The 26390-nt window shown below is 64.4% G+C and carries 11 protein-coding genes; 5 read left to right on the top strand and 6 right to left on the bottom strand.

Translation table 11 applies throughout. The features are described from left to right. Window positions 1-24 precede the first annotated feature (24 nt). Entirely contained in the window at window positions 25-1359 is a 1335-nt protein-coding gene (locus AC13HB_RS04925) for a protoglobin domain-containing protein (RefSeq protein WP_482948617.1), read from the bottom strand. A gap of 457 nt (window positions 1360-1816) precedes the next feature. Here AC13HB_RS04925 and AC13HB_RS04920 point away from each other — a divergent pair, with 457 nt between their 5' ends. Beyond that, window positions 1817-2527 carry a helix-turn-helix transcriptional regulator gene (locus AC13HB_RS04920; RefSeq protein ID WP_482948616.1) on the top strand — a complete coding sequence of 237 codons (711 nt, stop codon included), beginning with the start codon at window positions 1817-1819 and terminating at the stop codon, window positions 2525-2527. A 63-nt stretch (window positions 2528-2590) separates the two neighbouring features. Here AC13HB_RS04920 and AC13HB_RS04915 read toward each other — a convergent pair whose 3' ends face one another. Further along, on the bottom strand, window positions 2591-4642 hold the full coding sequence (locus tag AC13HB_RS04915; RefSeq protein ID WP_482948615.1) for an amidohydrolase family protein: 2052 nt from the start codon (window positions 4640-4642) through the stop codon (window positions 2591-2593). A 110-nt stretch (window positions 4643-4752) separates the two neighbouring features. Beyond that, window positions 4753-5838 carry a pentapeptide repeat-containing protein gene (locus tag AC13HB_RS04910; protein WP_482948614.1) on the bottom strand — a complete coding sequence of 362 codons (1086 nt, stop codon included), beginning with the start codon at window positions 5836-5838 and terminating at the stop codon, window positions 4753-4755. A 193-nt stretch (window positions 5839-6031) separates the two neighbouring features. On the opposite strand from AC13HB_RS04910, the gene AC13HB_RS04905 reads away from it, so the two are divergent. Next, window positions 6032-7339 carry a S41 family peptidase gene (locus AC13HB_RS04905; protein WP_482948613.1) on the top strand — a complete coding sequence of 436 codons (1308 nt, stop codon included), beginning with the start codon at window positions 6032-6034 and terminating at the stop codon, window positions 7337-7339. A 55-nt stretch (window positions 7340-7394) separates the two neighbouring features. Here the strand turns inward: AC13HB_RS04905 and AC13HB_RS04900 are convergent, their stop codons facing one another. Together AC13HB_RS04900 and katG are read right to left on the bottom strand one after the other, a co-directional pair. Continuing rightward, the gene (locus AC13HB_RS04900; protein ID WP_482948612.1) at window positions 7395-19724 is read right to left on the bottom strand and encodes a hypothetical protein; all 12330 of its coding nucleotides are present in this window, start codon (window positions 19722-19724) and stop codon (window positions 7395-7397) included. Window positions 19725-20049: 325 nt separating this feature from the next. Continuing rightward, window positions 20050-22224, bottom strand: a complete 2175-nt coding sequence (katG, locus tag AC13HB_RS04895; RefSeq protein ID WP_482948611.1) for a catalase/peroxidase HPI — start codon at window positions 22222-22224, stop codon at window positions 20050-20052. A gap of 307 nt (window positions 22225-22531) precedes the next feature. Between katG and AC13HB_RS04890 the strand changes: the two genes are divergently transcribed. Both AC13HB_RS04890 and AC13HB_RS04885 read left to right on the top strand, forming a co-directional pair. Continuing rightward, on the top strand, window positions 22532-23770 hold the full coding sequence (locus AC13HB_RS04890) for a parallel beta-helix domain-containing protein (RefSeq protein ID WP_482948610.1): 1239 nt from the start codon (window positions 22532-22534) through the stop codon (window positions 23768-23770). 47 nt (window positions 23771-23817) lie between these two features. Further along, window positions 23818-24978: an SO2930 family diheme c-type cytochrome gene (locus tag AC13HB_RS04885; protein ID WP_482948609.1), complete on the top strand. Its 1161-nt coding sequence runs from the start codon at window positions 23818-23820 to the stop codon at window positions 24976-24978. 15 nt (window positions 24979-24993) lie between these two features. Here AC13HB_RS04885 and AC13HB_RS04880 read toward each other — a convergent pair whose 3' ends face one another. Continuing rightward, window positions 24994-25632, bottom strand: coding sequence for a TetR/AcrR family transcriptional regulator (locus AC13HB_RS04880; protein ID WP_482948608.1), 639 nt, complete (start codon window positions 25630-25632; stop codon window positions 24994-24996). 333 nt (window positions 25633-25965) lie between these two features. Between AC13HB_RS04880 and AC13HB_RS04875 the strand changes: the two genes are divergently transcribed. Next, complete coding sequence (locus AC13HB_RS04875) at window positions 25966-26376, top strand: hypothetical protein (protein WP_482948607.1); 411 nt, start codon at window positions 25966-25968, stop codon at window positions 26374-26376. The last annotated feature ends 14 nt before the right edge of the window (window positions 26377-26390 follow it).

Here is a 26390-nt window from a genome sequence, read left to right as displayed (position 1 = left end):
GGAGGCTCCCCGGGGGGCCGCCGGCTAGGCCGCGCGGGCTGTCTCGAGGAAGCGGTCGATATGCGACTGCATGAGCTGGAATTGTTCGTCCAGGCGGCTTCGCGCCTCAAACACCGCCTTCGCCGCATCGTCGGTCGACGCCACGGCAGCGCCGAATTCCGTCATTCCGCTCGATACGCTCTGCGTATTGTCCGCCGTAATCTGGACCGTTTTGGCGATATCGTTCGTGGCGGAGCTCTGCTGCTCCACGGCAGCAGCGATCGATGCGGAAATCGTGCTGATCTCCTCGATCATGCGGGTGATCTCGCCGATCCGCTCCACATTGGACGAGGTCGCCTCCTGAATCGAGGTGATACGCGTCGCGATCTCGGACGTGGCCTTGGCCGTCTGCCCAGCGAGCGCCTTGACCTCCTGAGCGACGACGGCAAAGCCGCGACCAGACTCACCCGCCCTCGCCGCCTCGATCGTCGCATTGAGGGCAAGCAGATTGGTCTGTTCAGCGATGTCCGAGATCAGACCGACCACCTCACCGATTTCATTGGCCCGGTCGGCGAGATTTGTCACTTCAACATTGATCTCGCCCGCATGTTGCGTCGCCCGGCTGGCCATGTCGGCAGAGCGCGCGGACTGATCCCCGATTTCCCCGATCGAGGCCGTCAGCTCCTCGGTCGCCGCGGCACCGGCCTGGATATTCCGCGCCGTTTCGTCTGCTGCGCTGGTGATTTCGCCGACCCGCCCCTTGCTCTGCTCGGTTACGCTCTGCAGGGCCACGGCACACGCGTCAAGTTGCTCGCTGGCCTCGGACGAGACCCTCATGGCCTCACCGATCGACTCGGAGAAACTGTCCACTGCGTCGGACAGCACCTGACCGCGTTTCTGCCGGTCTGCGATCAGCACTTCCTGATAGACCGAAATCGCAAAGTCCATATCAAGCATGATCGCGGCGTGAACGGCCCTGAGCTTGGTTGCGAGAACGGACGCTCTCAGGCGATTTCGGCGTACCAGCAAGGCGGTTATGGCATCGAGGACATAGGCATAACCTCCCATATACCAGCGCGGCTCGAGGCCGATCCTGTGGTGAGTAAGCCCGATTTGCCTGATGCTGGCGACGTATTCATCATCAAAGCGGCCACTGAAAAGACGGGCCCAGTGCCGGGACTGCGCACCGATCAAACGTGCCTGTTGATCGCCAAGCATGGTTGAAAGGTCAGGCACCGTTCGCAGGTGTTTGTAGAAACCGTCCAGAATGGATTCGAGATCCCCCGAGATATCATCCCAGACCTCACGCATGGCCCTTCGTTCCACATCTGTGATCCGGAGAAAGGAAATCCGGGAGGCGATATCTGAATCTTCTTTCATAGATGTCCCCGTCGCTGACACGGTCCGAAAATGCACGACCCGCCCGCGATCCGCCGACGATCATGCCACTCCAGAGACAATGTGATCATCCGGCGCCGAGAACGGAACGGGGCTCGTAAACACTTGTTAAGCGTCACCGCATAATCTCTTGATGGGGAAATCTATACAATGTGAGCGTGCCTCTGCCGGGATATTTAACAGCCCGACGAAATTCGACGCTTGGAATTCGGTGAAAACACGGCTCCTCGCTCACCAAAACTCCTATTTCATATCATATTTTCAATAGCATAATCGCAATTCAAGTTTTCTTGCAGGTCATTATAATATTTTACTAGAGTCGTGCTGAAATTCCCCCGAAGATTGCATGACCGTCTGAACAACCCGCGCCCTCATGACTGACTCTTCAATTACCCCTCCCCAAAATGTCACGTCAGGCCTAGCCACGATCACCAGTGCAATGCATGCGATCGGAGAAAGCGACTGTCCGGTGCAAGCCGAGGCCTCGCTTATCGATGGGCTGGTCGCGCTGGACTTCCAGAAGTTCTGCCTCGGACCAATGGATTGCTCCACCCATAACTGGGGAGACCACCCCTTCCTGACCAACCTGCCGCCGGAAAGTGTTGCCGTATACCGGGCGAAGTCCAAGGAGCGCAGCGACCCGACTCTCGAACGCCTCAAATACTCGCCACTGCCCTACACCTGGTGTCGCACCGACCCCTATGATGATCCGAATGTCGGATTCTACACAGATCTGGCTGTATCTCTGGGTCTCAATCGCGGAGTCCTTATCCCCCTGGAGGCGAGAGGCGACCACCTTGTTGTGTTTTCTGCCCTTTCAACCTCGGACGCGGCCATCCCGACACACGTCACGACGCAATTGCGCATGATTGCGAGCGCCTATTTGCTCAAGATGCGGGAACTGGACGTCGAACTCGACCCCGGAACGACCAATCCGGCGAAACACCCGACACTCTCACCGGTGCAACAGGACATCGTCAGATGGATGTCCGAAGGGAAGTCCAACGCGGATATTGCCATCATCATGGAAATGTCCAAGCGGGCCGTCGACTATCATGTCTCCCGGATTCTGTCGGCATTCGATGTGGCAACCCGGATTCAGGCCGTCGCCCAATCGCTTTCACTTCCCGCCGGTTGGTGGAAAGCCTAGCCTTCAACTCGGCAAGGCACCGGCGGACGGGGAATCCGTCCGCCGGCGCATGCCCCATCGAATCTAGTTGGCCTGGATCACGTTCGGCGCATCCGTGAAGGGACGAATGCCGAATTCCGGATAGATCTCGCTCGGGAAGTAGAAACGGCCGTCGGCCGAAACCAGCGAGATCGTCTTGATCGCCTGCAGATCCTCTGTGGGATCCCCGGGCACCAGGAAGAAATCGGCGAGCTTGCCCGGCTCGATCGAGCCCAGTTCGTCCGAGGCGCCCAGATAATCCGCCATGCCATAGCTCGCCCAGCTCAGGATTTCCGACGGCGTCATGCCGATCTCCTGATAGAGCTCCAGCTCGCGGTGATATGCGAACGACCCGCCAAGATCGGTGCCCGGCACCATGAAGATACCGCGCTCGCGCATCATGGACAGCGCGGCGATGATCTGGTCGTACGCACCGCGATAGGCAACATCGTCCTCCGGCGTGGCGATATCGGCCCAGGCACTGCGGGCGCTGCGCTGAATGCCCACCGGCATATGGTCGATATAGTCCACCGTTCCGCGTGCGACTTCGCCGTTCCGCGACAAGAGAAGCGCTTCATGGATCGCCAGGGTCGGATCGATGGCCACATCGTTCGCGACCATGGCGTCGAGCGTGTTCTGAACCGCCTCGCTCTGCAGATCGAGGTCAGGGAGGCGGCGCAAGGCCGTCAGACGCAGCAGGGTCCGCGTATCCTCACCCGGCTCGAGCACCCACCCCAGCATGACCTGGTTGATATGGGTCATCTCGTCATAGCCGGCAGCGATCATGGCGTCGGCATTGGTGAAAGCCGGAACGTGGCCGGCGACCCGAAGACCGTTTTCGCGAGCAGCCGCAATGACCGCCGGAATCCACTCCGGATTCATGCTGTTATAGATTTTGATCTGGAAGAAATCGCCGCTCTCCGCATAGGTCTCGACCGCCGCGACAGCCTCCGCCTCGGTTTCCACCAGGATGCCGTTATTGGAATTGAACGGGCTGCGCCCCTCTATGAATCCGCTGCGGAACACTCGCGGACCGGCCAGCTCGCCGCCCTCGATGCGATCAATCAGGGCGCCGAGGACCTCGTTGTTATTGCCCATGTCGCGCACGCTCGTAACGCCAGCGGCGATATTCATGAACGCGCTCGTCTCGCCCATATGGCCGTGCATTTCGAACATGCCCGGCACCAACGAACCGCCCTCGCCCTCGATCACGACCTGGCCTTCCGGCACTTCCGCATCCACCGCTTCGATGGCTGTGATGCGATTGCCTTCGACGACGACCGAAACCGGTTCGCCCAACGCCATCGACTGCGGATCGAAGACGCGCACATTGCGAATGCGTACCGGCCCGTCATAGGCGTGGGTGACTCGCGACTGGATCTCGGCATAGCGATTGGCGCCGTACTCGGCCGACAGGCCTCGAAGCCGCTCGTCCTCACTCTCGAAGCCTGCCTCCAGTACCGAAAAGCGCGGTGTTATGATCCCGAAGAAGGCCTCGCCATCCATCAGGAAATACGTCGGGTTAAGGCTGGTTCCCGACATCGCGTAGACGGTAACGTCGCGTGTCGTATCGTCATTGCTCACCGTCAGCGCGTCGACTTGCGACATGGTCAGCTCGCCGCCGGGCAGGGCCGGAAGCGTGCCATCATCCGTGTTCATCAGGGCACGCGCGGCGATCGCCAGCCAGTAGGGGCTGGCATCCTGAGGCACGTAGAAAGCCGGCTCGGCCGGAATCGCCTGATTGCTGCCGGTCGTGTCCGTCCACCGGGCCTCGCTGTCGACCAGTTCGAAGCGCTCGTCGATCGGATTGCCGAATGTCGACGCCCCTTCGATGGTCCAGCTGCGCGGCAGTCCGGCCGCATCAAGCGTGACGGTCTCTGCCACTGTCGGGCCGCGGCCATTGTTCCGGTACTCGTAATCGACCGTATAGCCATCCTCCGACGGGCTGACCGACAGACCGCCGATTTCCGTACCGCCGACCAGGACGGTGAACTGGCGCGCCTCCTCGACAGCACTCGCCTCGCCGGGTTCAGCGTCTGGCGTTGCAGCCGGGTCGCTGCAGGCGCTCGCGACGAGCGCGGCACAGCCCGCAATCATGAAAGACAAAGAATTCCGCACGTGATTCCCCTCAAATCCGCATTTGACGGAAATCGGAATAGCACGCCGTCGTCAGGTTGTCCGCATCAGACAATCCGGGCGGCAAACCCTCAGGACACCGCCCGCTTGCGCTCAGCCGTGTCGTCCACGTCATGGAGCGCCTTGTCCAGATTCACATTGCGCAGATTGGCGCCCTCGAAGCGGACGCGATAGCGGCGACCGCCACGGCCTTCCATGCGCCTCAGATCGGCGCCGTCGAACCTGGCATGCGCAAGATTGCAGTCCCGGAAGGAACTGCCGCGAAGGTCCGCGTTCGAGAAGTCGGCATCGCGCAGATCGGCACCGTCGAAATGCGTGCCGACCATTGAAGCACCGGAAAAATCCGTACTGACCGCACAGGCAGCTCGCAAGGAAGCCCCGCCCAGCTGAGCGCCCTTGAAGCTGGTGCCCAGAACGCGGAGATCTTCACCATCCAGTACGGCTTTTGCGCCCTCACGCCCTGCCGTTCGCACCCAATCGGCATGCGCTGCAATGGCATCACGCAGGATTTGAGCGCGGCGGCAGGCTTCGGGCGACGGGGCCCAGAGCGCGCCCTGAAGCGCATCCGGACTGAGGATCGTGTTTTCCAGATCGACATCGGTCAGGACGGCATCGTCGAAGCTGGCATCAAGGAGGTTGGCCCCGGACAGATCAGCGCCTTCCAGGATCGCGCCGCTGAAATCGGCACCCTGCAACTTGGCACCATTGAGCCTGGCGCCGCGCATGGAACAATCGCGAAAGTCCACCACGGACGGCACGAAACCGCCCGCCTTGCCATTGTCAGCCGTACGGTACTGCCAGCGCTCATCGTCGTCGATTTCGACCAGCGAGGCGCGCCTGAAATCCGCCTCGTCCATTCTCGCCGCGTATAATTGAGCGCCCTGCAGGGAAACGCCCCGCATATCCGCCCGCGTGAGGTCGCACCCGCGAAAATCAGCCTGGTCGAGCTTCGAGCCGTAGAATGAGGCGAATCTGAAATTCGACAGGGCGAGCCGCGCCAGCCGCAGATCGCAACCGATAAACTGGATGTCCTCCAGATTCCGGCGCTGCAGGACGATTTTCCGGAGTGTGGCGAAGCGGAAAAATGCCTTGCAACCGCCCGGCTTGCCTCGGGCGAACATTTCATGCGCCGCTATAATGTCCTGGAATGAGGCCATGCTCTTCGCCTTCGGCTGCACCGCAGCGGATAAATCAGGCAGAGAGACTGGCAGATCAGGCCGAGGATTCCGTTAACGCGGCTGCGCTTTCCAGGACCTTACGGAAAGCCCGCCGCGCAATGACCGCCTATTAATTAGGATGTGTGGGACGCGTGACTTATCCCTTTCTCGCAAAGGGGACTGGAGACCGAACATGATCACTCGCTGGAAAAATGCTCTCGCGCTTGGCAGCGCCCTCTCACTCTGCACGGTCCCGGCCATACCGGCCGCCGCGGACATTACCGCAGGCGACCGCGATACGATCGTCGACGCGATCGCGGACCGCATCGAGGAGAATTTCTTCGACCGCGATCGTGGTGCCCGCATCGCCGCCGATCTTCGCGACGCTGAGGATGGCGGGATATTCGACTCGGCCGCCGACGAGTCCGAGCTCGCCATGGCACTGACCTCGCACTTGCGCGAGGAAGATCACCACTTTTCCGTCCGATATTCGCCGGAAGCATCAAACCGGGGCAGCACCGACGATCGACCGGCGCGGCGGGCGCCCGACGGACGTTCCGACAATTTCGGCTTTCAGGACGTCTCCGTACTGCCGGGCAATGTCGGCTATATCGACATGACCATGTTCTACCCCGCCGGCGTGGGCGGTGACACCGCAGCCGCAGCACTCGACTTCATCCAGCACTCCGATGCCGTCATTTTCGACATGCGGAACAATCGCGGCGGAGCACCATCCATGGTCCAGCTGCTGATCAGCCATTTTCTCGAACCCGGCGAAGACACGCTCATCAATACCTTCATCAGCAGTGCGCAGGACTATCCGAGCGAGCTTCGCCAGCTGGAATACCTGCCCTCCCGAAGCCGCCCGGATGTTCCGCTCTACGTTCTCACCAGCCGTCGTTCCGGTTCCGCCGGCGAGGCCTTCCCCTACCATCTCCAGGCACTTGACCGCGCAACGATCGTCGGCGAACGCACCTACGGCGCCGGCAATCCGGGTCGGACTTTCGATGCCGGCGACGGTTTCTCGGTTTTCGTATCGACCGGCAGTGCCCGAAACCCGGTGACCGGCACGAACTGGGAAGGGACCGGGGTCACGCCGGACGTGCCCGTCGACGAAACGGACGCATTGGATGAGGCGCTCAAGCTTGCCTATGCGGAAATCGCAGCGCGCTCGGACGACGCCACCCGTATCCGGGAGATGGAATGGGCGATCGAGGCGATCGAAGCGAGCGATCCGCAGGTCGATATGCGCTCATTTGCGGACATTGCTGGCCAGTACGGACCCGTCCGTATCGATGCGGAAGACGGCGCAATCCTCATGCACCAGGGTCCGGGCCGAACCGAACAACTCATTCCGCTGGAAGACGGATATTTTCTTGTTCGCGGCCGGCACGATCGCCGCATCCGTTTCGAGCATGATGCAGGCGACGCCGCGACTGCCCTTATCATCGAGCGCCCTGACGCGACAAGCACGCGCCTTCGCCGCACCGAAGCGCGCTGAGGTTTGCCTTGAGCGATGTCCCCGCAGGGCATCGGGCGCTGCGGGGATTTGGCGTTTAGAAGCGGACGCGTAGATCGATGCCGGCGCGCTGGTATTCGGTTTCCGGTCCGAATTCGCCGTCATAGCCGATGCTCAGCCCGACACGGTCGTCGCCCGCCACCTCGATATCGAAGCCGACCTGGTAGACCAGCTGATCGAGCGACGTACCGATCTCGGCCGGATCCGCCGCCGGATTGGCGCCCAGGAAACGCACCGGCAGTTCCAGACGGTCCTGCGTGCTCAGACGCAGACCGCCCGTCACTGAGACCGTGCCCACCATGTCCTCCGTCTCGCGGAAAACATGGCCCACAGTCAGCTCCGGATTGATCGCGCCGACAAGCTCCTTGTCCGAGAGCACTTCCACGCCGATCCCCTCGAGCCCCTCCTCGGCCAGACCATTGTGATAGAGCGCCGTCAGCGAGGCGGAGAGCTGCGGCCGTGCGAAGACCGATCCGTGACGGAAAGTCTCCCCGACATGGCCGCCCAGGCGCACATAGCCCGTCTCCGGATCCGACACGCCCACCAGTGGCTCGAACACATTCACCGCCCGCTGCGTCTCCCACCAGGACCAGCCGCCGCTCAGCGCTGCCCCGTAATAGGGACCCGCTGCAGGATTGCGCTCCACGCCGATCCCCACCGAGAAGCCTTCGCCCTCCGTGCGGGCCCGCTGGCCGTCGACCGCCATAGGCTGTGTGTTCTCGTAGCTCATCGCCGCCGCGATCGACCAGTCGTTACCCTGCGCCTGTTCGAACCCGCCGCTGAAGCGCATCGAGTTGGCTTCAACATTGAAGTTCTCGAAGGTGGCGTCGCGGCTGCGCCCGGTCATCTCCAGCTGCGACCATACGCACTGATCGTCCGGTCGGCTCACAGGGCCGCCGCAATTGAACAGGTCGTCGGCAAAGCTGTTCGCCGAAGACAACTGGGCCTGGAAGGGTGCCAGGTGCGGCTCCGGGTTAAGCTCCTCGAAGACGTAATGATAGAGCTCCAGATCGTCCGCCCGCATATTGCCAAGATAGGCCAGCAGACGGCCGATCCCGGCCGATCCGCCTGCCTCCACGGCGGAGTCCATATGACCGCCAAGCGCGCGTCCATTGCGGTTCAGGCTGGGCAGACCGAAGTCCGTATCGATCACCAGGTGCACGCCCGCCGCATCGGCCTCGATGGAATAGTCGATCGCCAGCGTATCGGAAATCTCCAGACCATTGTCGAACCCGCCCTCCTGGGTGGCGAAGAGCGTCTTGCGCTCATTGTTCTCCAGCCAGGTCAGCGTGATGTCGCCGGTGCCATCCACCGTTGCCGTGCCCGTCACATTGACGATGTCCGAGGCATAGGGACCGAAGGCTATATCGAAGACGAGATGGCCCTCATCCGTCTGCTCGTAATGGCCGTCCAGTTCGACCGTATTGATGACCCGGGCCCCGTAATAGAGGTTGAAGCGCGGATCGCCCTCGCCATCGAGATTGCCGAACGTCTCACCGTTGAGCAGATCGATCGGGAAGGGCGAGGCCGACAGGCCCATCAGGAAATCGCCGGCATTGCGGAAGGTCGCTTCCGGTACCGGACTCGCGGCCAGCGCGGTCACGCCCGTCTGGCCAGTCGTTCCGGTCGCACCAGTGTCCAGCGCATCCATCACCGGGCCGCCCTTGCCCGAAACGGGCAGGCCGGACGACGCGATGGACGACAGGCCGGAACTGCCCGTCTCCAGGCTGGCCATCACCGGAGCCTTCTCGCCACCCGTCTCGCCTGAGCCCGCAAACGGGGCAACCAGTTCGACCGCGGCTGCGCCACCGGCCGAGTAGCCCGTCATGGACGTACCGGTATCCATCACCGGCGTCTTGGCCGGCGCGGCGGATTGCTGGGTCTGCTGCGGCGTCTGGGGCGAAGGTGCCGGGTCGCGCAGATCGATCGTGTTATAGGCCACGAAAACCGCGCCCGAGCGATTGTCGAACCCGTTCACGCCGGAGCCCAGATCCACATTGCCGAACACGAAGCCGTCATTGAGGATGGTGTCATTGCCCGTCGTCGCCTCGATCGCCCAGGTCGACACTGCCGAGATCGAGCCGGACGACGTCACGACATTGTTCGCGCCCCCGTCCAGCCACACGCCCCGGCCCATCCCGTCGCCGCCGCGCACCAGGCCCGTCAGCAGGCCGGTAATGTCGCCGGCGCCCAGGCCGCCCAGGCTCTGGGCGAAGACTGCCGTCGCGTCCGCTCCGGTCGAGAACACCATGCCGTCGACCGAGAAGTCGATCGCGCCGCCCGCACCCACACCACCGGCCGTGCCGGCGAATATGCCATCGATCCAGCCGCCGCCGCCGCCGAGCGATTGCAGGATGACGCCGTAAGCGCCCGCGCCTTCGGTGATGATGTCGCCGGATTGGTCGAAAGCGATCGTGCCGCCATCGCCCGTATTGTCCGCGGACAGACCGAAATCGATCTGGCTCGCATCGCTGACGACAGCGCCGCCGCCGCCGCCGATCGACTGGATCAGCACGCCGTGCGAGCGCGCACCCGTCGTTCCGATCTGGCCGGTATTGGCGATCGCTACAACACCGCCATCCCCGCTCGCACCGTCAGACCCGCCCAGCGTCACGCCAAGACGATCCGATCCCGTCGACTGGACAACACCGCCGCCCGCGCCAACAGACTGCGCAAACAGGCCAACCGAGCGATCTCCCAGGGTGAAAATACCGCCGGAGAAATCGGCATCGATATTGTTGCCGGAGAGATTGCTGCCGCCATCCGATCCGAGGGCCGTGCGAACACGATGGCTGGACTGGTCGGTCGCATCGATGGTGACACTGACGAAGCCGCCGCCGCCGCCAATGCTCTGCAGCACGGCAGCGGGCGCGAATGCGCCGGTGGTCATGACCGAGCCGGACTGGGAACGGGTCAGGCTTCCGCCAGTTTCCTGGCTGCCGTCCGTACCGCCGAGGCGGACATCGACCGGGCCCAGATAGGTACCGGCGCCAGAAACCAGATCGATAACGCCGCGGCCACCGCCTCCCCCGATCGTCTGCATCAGCAGACCCAGGGAGTTATTGCCATTGGTCAGAAGGCCGCCGGACTGGCTGGCGGAAATATCGCCGCCATTATTATTGCTGCCGTCGATACCGCCGAGGGTGAAGCCGACATCGACAGGCGTCGGCGTATCGCCCAGCGCCACCGGCGTGATGCCCAGCGATGCGATCAGGCTCATCTGGCCACCGCCGCCACCGATCGACTGCACGAGTCCGGCCGTCGAATTGTTGCCGCCGGCCTGGAAGGTCCCGTTCAGATTGAGTGTGACCGAACCGGCATTCATGCCGGACGCGCCATCGGCGCCCGTCCGGGCCGCGAGGAGCGGATCCGCCGGAGACTGGTCCGGATCCGGAGAGAGGGGCGATCCGATGAAGGGCAGGCTCGGCCGGCCCGGCAGGGAGGCGATCCCCTCGAAGCTCACTTCAAGCGTTCCGCCGCCGCCATTGATGCTCTCCGCCTTGATGGCGTTCGAGCCTTCGCCGAGGACGGTTATGTCGCCGGTATGATTGACCGTGACGGTGCCTCCCGTCCCGCCGGAACTGCTCACCGCACCGCCAAGGATCAGGCTCAACGTATTGGACGCAAAGAGAGAAATAGGCTCTCCCGTCATCGCAATGCCGATGCTGGAATTGCCGCCACCGCCGCCGATCGACTGGGCCTGGATGCCGTTCGAATTGGCGCCCCGGGTGACGATATTGCCGGAATTGGTGACTTCGACACTTCCGCCATCGCCGCCCGAACCGCCGAAACCGCCGATCGCGATGAGAGGCGAGTGCGCCCGGGCACCGATGGAGACATTGGCCGCCAGGACCAGGCCGCCATTGCCGCCGCCGCCGCCGATGGACTGGGCCAGGATGCCGTGCGCACCTTCGCCGCTGGTATCGATCAGGCCGTCATTGGTGACGTCCACAGCTCCGCCGACCCCGCCGGAACCACCCGAACCACCCAGATTGAAGCCGAAAATACTGCTGCTTTCATCGGCTTTCTGGCCGGTCACGGAAATGATGGACGACCCGTTGCCGCCACCGCCGCCGAGCGATTGCGCGAAGATGCCGTAAGCGCCATCGCCCTGGGTGACGATGGTGCCGGAATTGGCCTCTCCCGCCACCGCCTGGTTGAGGACGGAGACGGAGCCGCCATCGCCGCCCGTACCGCCGAAACCACCGATATTGAAGACCCAGCGATGACTGTTCTGCTGAGTGCCGGTGATACCGACGGCCGCATCTAGGATGATGCCGCCATTGCCCCCGCCGCCACCGATACTGTTGGCACTGATACCGGCCGAATCCCGGCCGGTCGTAACGATCAGGCCGTAGTTTTCGACGTCGACCGTACCGCCATTGCCGCCATCATCGCCGAAACCGCCGACATTGATGTCGATGGTGTGGTTATTGCTCTGGCTTTCGGCGCGTAGATTGAGGATGGCGCCGCCATCGCCGCCACCGCCGCCGATGGACTGGGCGCGAATACCGTAGGCGGTATCGCCCGTCGTCCCGATCGTGCCCGTATTGGTGACGTTGACCGTGCCGCCTGTATTGCCCTGGCCGCCACTGCCGCCAACGCTGACGACCGCCTGCACGGATTGCTGGTTCTGGATATTCGACGAACCGAAGAGCGGCAGGCCGAGATTGAAGATATTGCCTCCGACGCCGCCGCCGCCGCCGATCGACTGTGCGAGGATACCGTCAGCGCCGTCACCCTCAGTGACGAGCGTGATGTCACTGTTCACCGTGACGGTTCCGGGCAAGCCGCCACTGCCGCCTGTACCGCCGACGCCGACATGAAGCGAATAATTCGATTGACCGATCAGGTTCGCAACGGAACCGCCCGCACCGCCGCCGCCGCCGACCGATTGGGCGTGGATTGCATGGGCGTTGTCGCCCCGCGTGGTGATCGAACTGGAATCCACGCTGGCCGTCACATCGACATCGCCCGCAGCGGCACCCGTACCGCCCTCAAGGCCGACGGCCACGCTAAGGGCGCCTGTCTGGGCGTCATTGCCCGACCCCGACGATCCGCTGACGCCCACGGAGGTGGCGCCGCTATCGCCACCGCCACCACCGATCGACTGGGCAAAGATGCCAAGCGAATCGTCTCCTGTGGTGTCGATAATGCCTTCAAAATTAACGGTTACGTCGCCGCCTATGCCCCCGGTTCCGCCGCGCCGTCCGACCACGATATCGAGCGAGTTTTCGGCCAGAAGACCCATCGCCATATCGGTTCCGGCGCTACCGCCGCCGCCGCCGATTGACTGCGCCTTGATCGCCGTCGAGTTGTTTCCGGCCGTAACGATCGTGCCGATATGGTCGACCGTTACGCTGCCACCATCGCTACCCGCACCCGTATCGCCACCCACGGCGAGGTTCACGGCCGTCGCATCCTTGATGACGCCAAGGCCCAGATTGTACGACGCGTTTCCGCCGCCCCCGCCGATGGACTGGGCCAGGATGCCGTCGCTGTTCTTGCCGTCCGTGACGATATTTCCGTAATGATCGACGATGACGGTATCGCCCGCACCGGATGCACCGCCGGCGCCACCGATTGCGATATTGGCCGCTGTTCCGCCATCGGAATTGAAGAGCGAGACAGCAAAGGACAGATTCATCCCCGCATTGCCGCCGCCGCCGCCGATGGACTGGGCGATGATCGCCGTGGAATCGTCGCCGAAAGTGCGGACCAGACCGCCGACTGCCGTCTTGGTCCCCAGCGGGTCGTCATAGCCGCGAATGAGCGTGACCGTACCGGCGTCGTCGCCCGCCCCGCCGAAGCCGCCAACGCCGACCGAGACCGGATTGCCCTGCGGTGCCACGGCGGCCGACACATTCATGCCGCCCTGGCCGCCACCGCCGCCTATGGACTGCACAACGATGCCGTTCGCACCGCCTGTGTGAGCGACCGCCTCGAGCGTATCGGCACCCGGCGCGGGATTGGCCACCGCCTGACCATTGATGATGATGTCGCCGAGGCTGGTCACATGGACGTCGTCGGAAACCGCGCCGGCGCCGCCCGCACCACCGATACCGATGGCGATTCCGTAGCCCTTGAGCGGATTGGTATTGGAGTCCGCGCTGCCCGTATTGAGAGTCGCGCTGACATTGAGACCGCCGGAACCGCCGCCGCCGCCGACGCTCTGGGCAAGCAGGCCAACCGAATTCACGCCTTCCACGAGGATCTGGCCCACATGGTCGACATCCACCGTTCCGGCGCGATTGCCCGCACCGCCGAAACCGCCGAGCCCGAAGGTCAGATTGGAGTCGTCATTGTTCAGATTGGCAGTCACGCCGGCCGAGATATTGATCCCGCCGTGGCCGCCGCCGCCGCCGATCGACTGGGCCAGCAGGCCGCGGGAATTATTGCCGGAGGCGAAAATGTCCGCGTCGACGTCGGCCACGACAGCCCGGCCGAGGCCGCCAGCGCCGCCGAAACCGCCGACTCCGGCCGTGATATTCCCGTCGAGCGAGATACTGCCGGACACATTGATGGCGCCGGCTCCGCCGCCGCCGCCGAGAGACTGCACCGTGATCGCATTGCGGTCATCGCCATTGGCGAGCACCTGGGCGCGGTCCGCAGCACCGGCTTCGGCCGCGAGGTTCAGCTCTGCCGTGCCGGCATCGCCGCCATCCCCGCCGAAACCGCCAATACCGATGGACAGGACACGCGAGGTCGATCCGCCGCTGGGCGAGGCGAGCGAGATATTGCCCGTCACGTTGAAGGCACCATTGCCGCCACCGCCGCCGACGCTCTGCACCATCACGCCATGCGAACCGCCTGAACGGACACGGCGCTCCGCTTCCACTTCGACGCCCTCTCCGTCGTAGCGGGCCGCGATGATGGTGTCGTCCTCGATACCGCGCGCCAGAACATTCCCGGTCACATTGGCAAGCACATTGCCCGCGCTGCCGCCATCGCCTCCGAAACCGCCAAGGCCGAAGCCGAGGCTCGCTGCGCTGCCGCCGGCCGAGCCGCTGATACCGCCCGAAATATTGAAACCGCCATTGCCGCCGCCGCCGGCGATCGACTGGGCCGTCACGCCGTCTGAATTGGCGCCGTCCGTATAGGTACTGCCAAGACGGGTCAGGGTGACGTCGCCGGACGTTCCGCCTGCGCCGCCAAAGCCGCCAATACCGATCGAGGCGGTACCGGTCGTGCCATTGCCGAGCGCGATATTGCCGCTGACATTGAAACCGCCATTACCGCCGCCACCGCCCAGCGATTGCGCGATCACGCCGTCCGCATTGTCGCCGCTGGTGACATAGAGGCCCTCGACCGTCCCCACGACCTCGTCGGCATTGCCGCCACCGCCGGCAAAGCCGCCGATGCCGACTCCGATGGCCGCAGACACGGAGCTGCCAGTAGTGAAGGCGATATTGCCGGTAACGTTGAAACCGCCATTGCCGCCCGCGCCGCCAAGGCTCTGCAGCATGGCGCCGAAGGAGTCGTCGCCCTCGGTCCAGACATCGCCGGTGAGCGTGCCGTCAACGCGGCCCGCATTTCCGGCGCCGCCGCCGAAGCCGCCAATACCCACGCCCAGCGAACCGCTGACCTGCGAGGACAGCGAGATTCCGCCTGTGACATTGAATGCGCCATTGCCACCGCCACCGCCGACGGACTGGAACAGAATGCCATGGGAATCATGACCTTGAGTGACGACATCACCCGTCACCCAGGCTTCCACCGCTTCGGAATTACCACCCGAACCGCCGAAGCCGCCGACACCGACGCCCAGATTTCCGGCGCCGCCATTCAGGGCGAGGCTGATCCCGGCCGTGACGTTGAAACCGCCATTGCCGCCGCCACCGCCAAGGCTCTGATACGTCACCGCATCCGACCGGTCGCCGGACGTGTAGACATCGCCGGTCACGCCGCCGGTCACTTCGCCGGAGGAACCGCCATCGCCGCCGAAACCACCGACGCCAACCATGAGATTGCCGGACAGGCTTTGAGAGGCGGATATACCGCCGGCGACGCTGAAGCCGCCATTGCCGCCGCCGCCACCGACCGACTGGACGAGGACGCCGCCCGCATCGGCCGCGCCATTGGGACCCGCGATCGTTCCCCAGCCGCCGGTCAGGACATCGCCGTAGATTTCGCCGTGGACGAGCTGCGCATCGCCGCCATCGCCGCCGCCGCCGCCGACACCCACGCCGACATTTCCGGCACCGGTATTGGCGAAACTGATACCGCCGGTAACGGAGAAGCCACCATTGCCGCCGCCGCCGCCGACGCTCTGCGCGACGATACCGCGCGCGCCGATTCCACTGGTGGAAACTGCAACCAGCGTGTCGTTCGGATCGGCAATGCCGTCATTGACCGAGAGACGGACTTCCTGTCCGTCGCCACCGCCCCCGCCGGTCCCGCCGACGGACACGCCGACCGTAACCGCCGCACCGGCATCCGCCGCGGACAATGCGATATTGCCGGTGACGTTGAAACCGCCATTGCCGCCACCGCCGCCGACCGACTGTGCGATGATACCGTCACTGGCGTCACCGGCGGTGACCGTCGTACCGATCGTGTCGAGCGTGACATTGCCGGCCTGGCCGCCATCGCCGCCTGCACCACCGACACCGACGCCGACACCGACCGCGACATTCGCGCTGCTGGTACCCGTCAGGTCGGCACTCGCCGCGATCGAGCCGGAGACGTTGAAGCCGCCATTGCCACCGCCACCGCCGACGGACTGGGCCACGATGGCATCCGACTCGGCGCCGAATGTATAAACATCGCCGTCGACATTGGCCGTAACCGCCTCACCGATACCGCCATCGCCGCCGGCACCGCCGACGCCGACCGCCACGCCGACGGAAACGCCCGGAATACCGTAGAAACCGGTCGATCCGGCGATCGAGCCGGAGACGTTGAAGCCGCCATTGCCGCCGCCGCCACCGACCGACTGGGCGAGGAAGCCGCCCGAATTCTCTCCGTGGGTGGTAATCGACGCCGCAGACGCGGTTACCACGCCGCCATCGCCGCCACCGCCGCCGGCACCACCGACACCGACGGCCACAGCGCCACCGGCGATGACGCCAGCCCCGATCGAACCCGTGACGTTGAAGCCGCCGCTACCACCGCCGCCGCCGATGGACTGGACCGTAACACCGGTCGCATTGTCGCCGCCGGTCTCGACATGGCCGCCGATATGGCCGTCGACCGTACCGCCGGTCCCGCCGTCGCCGCCTGAACCGCCGACACCGACACCCACGCCCACGCCGCCCCCGACGCCCAGCGCCACCGTCCCGGTGACATTGTAGCCCCCGGATCCGCCGCCGCCGCCGACAGACTGGATCAGCGCGCCGCGCGAATGGTCTTCGGAGGTAGTGATCGTGCCGTCATAGGTCGCATCGACCGTCCCGCCGACACCGCCATCGCCGCCGGAACCGCCGACACCGACGCCGATCGAGGCGCTGGCCACACCCGCAGCCGACCCGGCTACGGCAATACTGAACCCGCCGGAGCCGCCACCGCCGCCGACAGACTGGGCCACGAAGCCGGTCGAGAACTCGCCGATGGTGACGATATCGCCGCCGGAATTCACATTGACCGTCCCGCCGCGGCCACCATCGCCGCCGGACCCGCCGACGCCGACGGCGAAGGCTGCTGCGGCTGTCTCGCCGGCCGCGAAGGAGAAGGAGGTCGCAAATCCGCCAGCACCACCGCCGCCGCCGACCGACTGGGCGAAAATGCCCTCGGAATAATCGCCTTCGGTGCGGACCGTGACATTGCCGTCGAGATTGACCTCGCCGCCTTCGCCGCCCTTGCCGCCCGACCCGCCGATAGCGATGCTGGCGCTGACGCCATAGCCGCCTGAGACCTGGACCGCGAACCCTCCATTGCCGCCGCCGCCGCCGACCGACTGGGCGTAAACGCCACGGGAGCGGTCCTGCAGGGTCTGGATGAGAGGCGAGACTGTCTGGCTGACGCCGCCCACGGTGACGGTGCGGTCCGAGAAATTGACGTCCACGACGCCGCCATCGCCACCTTCGCCGCCCGCGCCGCCGATCGCGACGCCGGCGAACGCGCTGACGGAAACGGTGGAACCACCATTACCGCCACCACCGCCCACAGCTTGCGCGAAGAGGCCATGAGCCTCGACGCCATCGGTGAAAAGATTGTTGGAATTATTGACGGTTACGAGACCCGAACCGCCACCACCGCCGCCTGACCCGCCGACGGTCAGGAACACGCCCCCGGACGAACCGCCATTACCGCCGCCCCCGCCGATCGACTGCGCCTGCAACGCGATCGAGCTGTCACCGGACGTGGTGATCGTACCGGCATTGGTGACAGTGACATTGCCCCCGGTGCTCGCGGCAGCGCCTGCGCCACCGATCGTGACAAGGCCGCCGGAGGAGCCGCCATTGCCGCCGCCGCCACCGACTGACTGCGCGAACAGGCCTATTGCGAGATCGCCGTCCGTGGTTATGCCGCCATTATTCGTGACGATTACAGTAGAACCGTTTCCGCCCGCTCCACCCGTTCCGCCGAGCGCCACGACGCCACCGGATGCCGCACCGGCACCCCCGCCGCCGCCGACGGACTGAGCGAAGATGCCGTAGCTGCCCTCTTCGGCCGTGTTGATGGTACTGGCAGAGCTGGTGGTTACCGTAACGGTCCCGGCATGGCCCGCGCCTGCACCGGAGCCACCGAGCGCCACGAGCCCGCCGGCTGCGCGGGCCGAACCGCCGCCGCCACCGACGGACTGGGCGAAAATTCCATGGGCGTCGATACCGCCCGTCGAAACGGTTGCGCCGGTCTCGACCCTGACATTGCCGCCAAGACCGCCACTGGCACCGCGCGAACCAACCGCGACGGCCCCGGCGGTGACACCGCCATTGCCGCCGCCACCGCCGATGGACTGCGCGAAAATGGCGTGGGAGTCCCGTTGCAGCGTGATGACGGTCGTGCCGTCATCCGCATAGATCTCGGCCCGGCCACCATCGCCGCCGGTACCGCCGCCCGAGCCGAGCGCGACCAGGCCGACACCGGTGCCGCCATTGCCGCCGCCGCCGCCGACGGACTGGGCGAAGAGACCGTAGGACGCTTCGCCTTCAGTGCGGACCTCGGAGGTCCCGTTTCCGTTCGAGCGGGCCCGGACGATAGCCGTACCGCCATCGCCGCCGGCCGCACCGTCACTGGTGAAGCTGAAGGCGAGGTTTACCGAGGTGCCCGCATCGCCGCCGATACCGCCGATACTCTGGGCGCTGACACCATGCGAGCTGTTTCCGATCGTCGTGATCAGCCCGTAATTGATCGCCTCGGCCAATCCGCCATTGCCGCCGCGATTGCCGTCGCCGCCACTGCCGACGAGGCCGTAGCTGGCGCCGCCACTGCCCGCGCCGCCGCCGAGGCTTTGTGCGAAGACGCCATGAGCCGCCACGCCGCGCGTGGTGATGGTGGAGTAGTTGGTGACAGTGACGTCGCCGCCATCATTGCCCGCACCGCCATCGCCGCCGCTGGGTGACAGGAAGCCGTCGCCGCCTTCGCCGCCGACACCGCTCCGGCTCTGCCCGACAACACCGTGCGACCGGTCACCGGACGTCGAAATGGTCGGGACCCAGGACGTCAGCGTGACAGTCCCGCCAGCGCCCCCCCGGCCGCCATCCGCGCCATTGGCGCCGAGATAACCGTCGCCGCCATTGCCGCCATTGCCACCGATACTGGCCGCAATGATGCCGGGCAGATCGGCCGAGACCGTCGTGATGGCTCCGTGGCTCGCCAGAATGGTTTCGTTGATGGTCGGACCGGTCCCGCCATCACCCCCGGAACGGGCCGAGACGAACAGGGCGCCGTCGCGGCCGCCGCCACCGCCGCTGCCGCGCTCGATAAAGGTGAGGTTGTTGACGTCGCCGGCACCGGCCGCAAGCGTGATCGTGCCGCCGGGAGGCGCCGAGGGTGCCGTACTCAGGGGCGTGACGACATCGAGAGTACGAGTGTCAGTGAAGGTGACACTTTCGATTTCGCCCGTCGTGCCATTGGTCGTGACCGAGGCGATCTCGACGGTCAGATTGGGGTCGTCCGGATCAGGAATGATCGCACCGACGGTCGTCGTCGTGAGCACGAAGAGGTCGCCGGTAACGATGACGCCGTTCGAGACGACTTCGAGAACGGTCAGGGTGGCGCCGGTTGTCGGGTGGACGATCGTATCCCCGGGCGACAGCGCCATGGCGGCGCCCGACAGCATCAGCGACCCGGAGAGGAGCGCGGCAGCCGCAATCGGCTGGAGCCGTTTGAGCGCTGTCTCGCGCAGAAGGCCTGACTTCAGATTACCGGTTTCGGAACACGCACGCGTCTCATCGCCAGGCAAGCCTGGAATACGGGTCGTCATCGGGAATCCCCTCCTGTGCGGAAGCAATACAGCGCCCGTCCAAATCCCCCGGACCGGGCACCAGCCAACCGAAAAAGTTAATGCTTCCTTAACGCATCGCGCACACGGAAAGGTCGAAAGTCAAGAGAATTCGCCTCGCAGGACAGGTTCGGAAACGCGCTGCATGCAACAAGCGTCCGGTCACCCAACCCCACCATTTCGTTGTCACAAAAGACAAAAATTTAGGGGCACGCCCCTTCGAATAGGGACCGACAGAGATCAAAAAAAATGAGCGGGCCCGAAGGCCCGCTCTCTAGTTTGCCAGGTCGTCTGCTTCACGCACCGGTCAGTGCAGATCGTACCGGTCACTATTCATGACCCTGGTCCAGGCCGAGACGAAATCATTGACGAATTTCTCTCCTGCATCGTCCTGGGCATAGACTTCCGCATAGGCGCGGAGAATGGAGTTCGAGCCGAAGACGAGATCCACGCGGGTCGCGGTCCATTTCACGCTGCCAGTCTTGCGATCGCGGATTTCGTAGAGGTTCTTACCGGCCGGCTCCCATTTGTTGGCCATATCGGTAAGGTTGACGAAGAAGTCGTTCGTCAGCGCCCCTTCGCGGTCCGTGAACACGCCGTGCTTGCTACCGCCATGATTGGCGCCGAGAACGCGCATACCGCCGAGCAGAACGGTCATTTCAGGCGCGGTCAGCCCCATCAGCTGGGTGCGGTCCAGCATGAGCTCTTCCGGACTCACCGCGTAGTCCTTCTTGACCCAGTTGCGATAGCCGTCATGGATCGGCTCGAGCACATCGAAAGAGGCGGTATCGGTCATCGCGTCGGTCGCGTCGCCACGGCCCGGAGAGAAGGGCACGGTCACGTCATGACCGGCCGCCCCGGCAGCCTGCTCGATCCCGACATTGCCCGCGAGGACGATGACATCGGCAATACTCGCGCCGGTCTCTTTCGCGATCGGTTCGAGCACGTCGAGTACATGCGCCAGTCGGTCCGGCTCATTGCCCTCCCAGTCCTTCTGGGGCGCAAGACGGATTCGGGCACCGTTCGCGCCGCCGCGATAGTCGGACTGGCGGAATGTGCGGGCGCTGTCCCAGGCGGTCGCGACCATATCGGAGACCGACAGACCGCTGGCGGCGATCTTCGCCTTGACGGCGTCGACGTCATAGCCCTTGGGGCCGGCGGGAACCGGGTCCTGCCAGATCAGGTCTTCCCTGGGTGCGTCGGGGCCGAAATAACGTTCCTTCGGGCCCATGTCGCGGTGGGTCAGCTTGAACCAGGCCCGTGCGAAGGTTTCCTTGAAATAGTCCGGATCGGCCATGAACTTCTCGCAGATGGCGCGATAGGCCGGGTCCATTTTCATCGCCATGTCGGCATCGGTCATCATCGGCATGCGGCGGACCGAGGGGTCGGTGGCATCGACCGGCATGTGCTCTTCCTTGATATCCACCGGTTGCCACTGGTTCGCCCCCGCCGGGCTCTTGGTCAGCTCCCACTCATAACCGAAGAGGAGCTCGAAATAGCCCATGTCGAACTTGGTCGGATTGGTGGTCCAGGCACCTTCCAGACCGGACGTCACGGCATTGCTCGCCTTGCCGCCCAAATTCGGATTGAGCCAGCCGAAGCCCTGGTTCTCGATATCTCCGCCTTCCGGCTCCGGACCCAGGGTCCCGGCATCGCCATTGCCGTGCGCCTTGCCCACCGTATGGCCGCCGGCGGTCAGCGCCGCGGTTTCCTCGTCGTCCATCGCCATGCGGGCAAACGTCTCGCGGACCTGGGCCGCCGTCTTGAGCGGATCGGGCTGACCGTTGACGCCTTCCGGGTTCACATAGATCAGGCCCATCTGCACGGCAGCGAGCGGGTTCTCCATCGTATCCGGTTTGCCGACATCCTCGTAGCGCGTGTCGGACGGCGCCAGCCATTCCTTCTCGGCACCCCAATAGGTGTCGATTTCCGGATGCCAGATATCCTCGCGCCCGAAGCTGAAGCCATAGGTTTTCAGGCCCATGGATTCGTAGGCGACCGTACCGGCCAGCAGGATAAGGTCGGCCCAGGATACCTGGTTTCCGTATTTCTTCTTCAACGGCCAGAGCAGGCGCCGCGCCTTGTCCAGATTGCCATTGTCCGGCCAGGAGTTCAGCGGCGCGAAGCGGATATTTCCGCTTCCGCCACCGCCACGGCCGTCAGCCAGGCGGTAGGAGCCCGCCGAGTGCCAGGCAAGCCGGATCATGAGGCCGCCATAATGCCCGTAATCTGCCGGCCACCAGTCCTGGCTTTCGGTCAGCAGGGCGTGCATATCCTTCTTCAACGCCTCGACGTCGAGCGATTTGAGCGCCTCACGATAATTGAAACTCTTGCCCAGCGGGTCGGACTTGGTGTCGTGCTGGTGCAAAATGTCGAGATTGAGGGCGTTCGGCCACCAATCCATGACGGAGGTGCCGGTCTCGGTAACGCCGCCATGCATCACCGGACACTTGCCCATCGTCTTCGCATCATTGCCGTCCATGATCTCTCCCATCATTTCTTGTATGAATTGACTGGTTCGTACGCATGCAACCTGTGACGTTGATGATGACGGCTCCTTCGCCATGAATCCAATCGATTTTATTATGCGAAGCCATAGACCCCGCCTCTTGCCAAAACCCGGTCGACCTGCCCGCCTCCACTGCCACGCAGGCGATTTTCGAGCTTGGGCAATGTGAAAACAGAAAGACTTTCCGTTTTCACATTGCCGTAACCGGCGCCGTATGGAAATGTGCGCCGGAACACATGACGGGCATCCGGAGGGAGGATGCCTTTCGGGAGAGGGACACATGATCAAGACACGCTTCATCCTGGCCGGGAGCCTGGCGCTCTGCCTGGCCGCCTGCGGACAACCGGAACAGGAAGCCCGGGACATCACCACGGCGGACACCGCCTATCAGGACGTCCTGCTGGAGCAGCTGATCGATGCCAGGCCCGGCGATGTGATCGAGATTCCGGTCGGCATCTACCATTTCGACCGGTCCCTCAGCCTGACCGTCGACGGCGTGACCATTCGCGGCGCGGGCATGAACGAGACCATCCTGAATTTCCAGGGCCAGGTCGCGGGCGCCGAGGGCCTGCTGGTCACGGCCAATGATTTCACCCTCGAAGACCTCGCCATCGAGGACACGTCCGGCGACGGCCTCAAGGTCAACAACGCGACCAATGTCGTGATCCGGGGCGTCCGGGTCGAATGGACCAACGGCTATTCCACCGAGAACGGCGCCTATGGTCTTTATCCGGTGCAGACGGAAAACGTGCTGATCGAGGACAGCGTCGCGATCGGCGCGTCCGATGCGGGCATCTATGTCGGCCAGTCGCGCAATGTCGTCGTGCGCAATAACCGCGCCGAGTACAACGTCGCCGGCATCGAGGTCGAGAACTGCATCGGCGCCGACGTCTACGGCAATACCGCGACCAACAATACCGGCGGCATTCTCGTCTTCAACATGCCCAACCTGCCGCAACCCGGCTACCGGACCCGCGTCTACGACAATGACGTCTTCTCAAACAATACGGAGAATTTCGGTCATGAGGGAACGCCCGTCGCGAGCGTGCCGGCAGGCTCGGGGATCGTGATCAACTCGAATGACGAGGTCGAGATCTTCAACAACCGGATTTCCGACAACAAGACGGCCAATATCATCATCTCCTCGCTGCACTCCACGGGCTATTCCGATTATTCCGTGCAAGCGGATTTCGACCCCTATCCGGAAACCATCTGGATCCACGACAACACCTATTCGGGGGGCGGCAACGACCCCGACGGACTCGAACTCACGGCGCTCAAGATCGCCATGTTCGGGCTCAATGGCAGCCTGCCGGACGTGCTCTTCGACGGTTATGTCGATGCGGAGAAACAGGTGGACGGAGCCCTTCCCGACGCATTGCGCATCTGCGTCGCCGACCCGGTCGACGTGCTCAATGCCGACGGTCCGAACGGGTATGCCGACCCGCGCGTCGAGACGGACGACTACCGTTGCGAGCTGCCTGCCCTGCCGGCTGTCGAACTCGTCGCCATCGATTGACTGAAGCCCGGCCGGGCGGCCTTGCCGCCTGGCTACCGGACCCCGTGATGCGTTACCTGATCCGCAATACCCTCTTCGCCGCCGCTGCCAGCGCCGTCATGGCCGCGTGCAGCCCCGAACCCGCCGCACAGTCCGCGCCCGAGCCGCAATATATCGCGGACGGTAATCCGCCCCTGCTGTCCGACTGGGGCCAGGTCGGGATCAGCCACGGATCGCTCGTGCTGGGCGAGCATGTCGTCGCCTACGACATGAATACGCCGCTTTTTACCGATTACGCCCACAAGCTTCGGACGATCTGGATGCCGCCGGGCAGTCAGGCGGTCTATCGCGAGGGCGATGTGCTCGACTTTCCGGTCGGGACGGTGATCACCAAGACCTTCTATTACCCGCGCGCCGGCACTGATGCAGACGGCCGGGTCGCCCGCACAGAGAACGCGGCGGTGGATTTTGCGGGCGGCGCCCTGGACATGGATGCGGTCCAGCTCGTGGAGACGCGCATTCTGGTGCATCGGGATACCGGCTGGGTCGCGATCCCCTATCGCTGGAACGATGCGCAGACCGAAGCGCGCCTTCATCGCACCGGTGCGATCATCCCGATGACGCTCGTCTCGGACGATGGCGGCGAGGTAGACTTCGCCTACGTCATGCCGGACACCAATCAGTGCGCGAGCTGCCACGCACCGGATTCCAATACGCGCATCATCTCCCCGATCGGGCCGAAGCCGCGTCACATCAATCGCGACTTCGCCTATGCCGACGGCACCCAGAACCAGCTTGCCCGCCTGGTCGAGGCCGGTTTCCTGACCGGCGCCCCCGACACCTTCCTGGACGCTCCGCGCAATGCGGCCTGGGGCGACGAGACGGCGAGCGTCGAGGACCGGGCCCGCAGCTGGCTCGACTCGAATTGCTCGCATTGCCACAGCCCCGTCGGTCCGGCCGACACGTCCGGCCTCTTCCTCGAACCCGATACGCCTGACGGCCCGCAATTGGGGTTCTGCAAACTGCCCATCGCCGCGGGATCGGGTACCGGCAATCGCCTCTGGGATATCGTACCGGGCGAGCCGGACGCCTCCATCCTGATGTACCGGATCGACAGCGTTGAGCCCGATGTGATGATGCCCGAACTCGGCCGCTCCACGATCCACCGCGAGGCCGTGGAGCTGGTCCGGGAATGGATCGCGGGTCTCGAGGGTGACTGCACGCGCTGACGCGGCGGACGCCCTCTAGTCCAGATAGGCGGCCAGATACCGCTCGAGCGCGGTCAGCGCCTCGCCGAAATAGGCCTCGGCCTTTACGCGGTCGCGGGTGTCGAAGACAAGGATTTCGGCGGCGCAGTAGATTTCCACCGTCATCCGGGCGACGAGGTCGGGATCGCCGTCATGAAACCCGTCCGCCCCGCTGCGCCAGCGCTCCGAGAGCAGATTGGCCAGGCGCAGATTCCATGCCTCGCGTACGGAGCGGAGTTCCGGCGTGGTGAGGGTGAGGCGGAACACGGCACCGTAGGACGGGTTCTCCTCCACCAGCTGCCGCAGGCCAAGGATCATGCCCGTCAGACTGACGCGCCAGGCCGTCTCGGCCGGGTCGGCGAGACGGGCCTTGATGATGCGATCCGTCTGCGCCTTGAACTCTTCCAGGATGGTCCGGTGGATGGAGTAGATGTTCGGGAAATAGCGATAGACCGAGGACACCGGGACGCGCGCCTCGGCAGCGACCGTGCTGGTGGTGATAGCGTCTGTCTCGCCGCGTTCCAGGAGGCGCTTCGTCGCGTCCACGATTTCCAGGATACGCGCCTGCGACCGCTTCTGCCGCGGCGCAGTGCGCTGTTCCAGGTCGACAATTTCGTTGGGAGCCCGTCCGGTCACGTCATGCCTCGCATCGAGTTTCGGGCATACTGCCCAGCCTCCCGGGTGCGAACAAGTGTGACACATATGTGCCGCCAGCAAGCCCATTCAGGTCCGAGCGCCGCAGAGCGCTTGTATAATGAACAGCATTCCGTTTCATGTTTTCTTCCGGCGTCCGGGGGGACGCTTGGGGGAGAGGCAGCGCCCGCCCGCGACCCGGGCGGGCGCGCCCGCCACCACCGCTTTGTCGCGCAGCCTGCATCGGACCGACAGGCGTCAACTGCAACTTCCTTGAGGGGTATGACCTGGCCGTGCGTATCGTGCTACAAGACCGGGATCATCGGGAACGGCTTCATGCGCGCTGGACAATTTCAGACATGGACACGGCTCGGCAGGCTCACAGGCAGCCTGATGGCCCTGCTCGCCTGTCTGACGATCATTCTGGCCGCACCGGCAGCCGTCTTCGCCGACACCGCATCGTCTGAAACCTGCTACCAAGCGGCCGAGGCCGATTGCTGTCATGACGGCATGATGGCCGGAGTCAGTCATATGATGGCGGGTGAAATGCGTCCGGCCGATCAGCCGGCGCATTGCGCCGAGAACGAGTGCGGCGCCATGATCGGGTGCGTCTCGGGCCTGGTCGCGATTCCGTCCGATCGCCTCGCCACCGCCCGTCCCCTGATGGATCGGCACTCCGGTCCGCCACAGACCGGATTGCGGCGCTTCCCGCAGCCCGACCTGCCCGAAGAGCCCCCGCGAGTCTGAGATTCCACGCGGCC

This window comes from Maricaulis sp. B-26 (assembly GCF_056857855.1).
The sequence above is the reverse complement of the archived record's forward strand: the minus strand, read 5'-3'. Positions and strand labels throughout refer to the sequence as shown.